Annotated in this window: 2 protein-coding genes and 1 pseudogene; 2 read left to right on the top strand and 1 reads right to left on the bottom strand. The window is 66.0% G+C overall.

The features are described 5' to 3' along the window. A pseudogene (locus ACFY9I_RS42460) lies at positions 1-701 on the top strand (hypothetical protein); the annotation flags it as partial. Between the two features lie 25 nt (positions 702-726). Then, positions 727-1,122, top strand: coding sequence for a hypothetical protein (locus ACFY9I_RS42455; protein ID WP_107466766.1), 396 nt, complete (start codon positions 727-729; stop codon positions 1,120-1,122). A 118-nt stretch (positions 1,123-1,240) separates the two neighbouring features. Here ACFY9I_RS42455 and ACFY9I_RS42450 read toward each other — a convergent pair. Then, a partial coding sequence (locus ACFY9I_RS42450) for a DUF397 domain-containing protein (protein ID WP_391012885.1) occupies positions 1,241-1,396 on the bottom strand: 156 nt, incomplete at its 5' end.

Here is a 1,396-nt window from a genome sequence, read left to right as displayed (position 1 = left end):
CCTCCCATCACCGCAACCATCCGAAACTGCGCGTGGAGGTCATCGGGATCGCCGGCATCCACCACAAGCGCTGGGACCAGATCGACGACGACGCCTGGCGCAGCCTGCACACCCTCGCCGTGGACAACTTCGGCGACAAACCCGCCGCAGAGATCGCGCGCCGCTACATCTGGGCCCGCATCACCGCCTGGAACGGCGACCTCGTCGCCGCCATACTCGTCCACTTCGCCTACCAGGGCGGCTTCCTGCGTGTCACCGTCCGCCCGCACATCATGGGCCCCCTCAACCCGAAGGTCGCCGGTCTCACGCCCGCAGATCCGCGCAGCCTGAAATGGCTGGGCCGCACCGCGTTCAACGCCCTCGGCGACATCTGCGTCGGACTCGACCGGCTCATACGCCGCAAGGCCCGCAAGCGCCCCGAGCTCGACCCGGGCAGCGGACCAGTCAGCCTCCGCGAGGTCTACAGCCTCCGCTGGCTGGAGGACATGCACATGCACGACGACGCCCGCTACTACGTGCAGATGATGCAACGCCGGGTCTTCGACTCCACCGAAATCTTCCTGCGCGACCACAACGTCGACATCGCCGCATACCGCCAACAGTCCACCGCCATCTACAACTTCGGCGTCATGAACGGCGGCACGATGACCGGCGCAGTCCAGGCCACGCCGTTCTCCGTCAACCCCTCCATGACGAACTGACCCAAGAGCCCGCCAGGAGCCCCGCATGCCCATCCGTCGCCAGCCCGACCCGATCCCGAACGGCCCCAACTTCGGCATCATCAACACCGGCCATATGACCGGCCCCGCCCAAGCTGCGCCGTTCTCACAGAACGCCACCCAGACCAACAACATCACCAACGAAGCCGTCGACAAGGCCCGCGACAGCATCGACGACCTGCGACGGCGCCTGGAAGAACTACGCGGCCAGTACCCCGAGGTGGACAGCGCCCTGCGCGACCTCGACATGATCGCCCCGCGGCTTGACGAACCCGCTCAGGACCCCGGCACTCTGCGCTACATGCTCCAGAACCTCGTCGAACGCTGCGGCGGAATCCCCGGCGTCCTCGCCGCAGCCCAGCTCGTCCAGTCGACGGTCACAGCCCTGCTACCCGGATCCTGAGGTTCCTAGCGGGCGTTTCCTGAGTGAACAGAGCGAGCGTCCACCGAGTGAACGCCGCTCCCGTTTCCTGAGTGAACAGCTGGGAATCTCGCGGTCAACGTAAGGAAGGCAGACAGCGCTACGCTTCCTTGGCGTACTCGACGAATGCCGCCCAGCTGCCTCGCTGGACGGCCAGCATTCCCCGCCCGCGCACCTTCGTGTCCCGAACCAGCACATGCTCAGGGTCGTTGTCGGCCACTTCAACGCAGTTCTGCGTCTCTGTGTAGGAGCTGGT

It is taken from the genome of Streptomyces sp. NPDC012510 (assembly GCF_042955065.1).
Taxonomy (GTDB): domain Bacteria; phylum Actinomycetota; class Actinomycetes; order Streptomycetales; family Streptomycetaceae; genus Streptomyces.
This window is presented reverse-complemented; position numbering and strand designations above follow the sequence as displayed.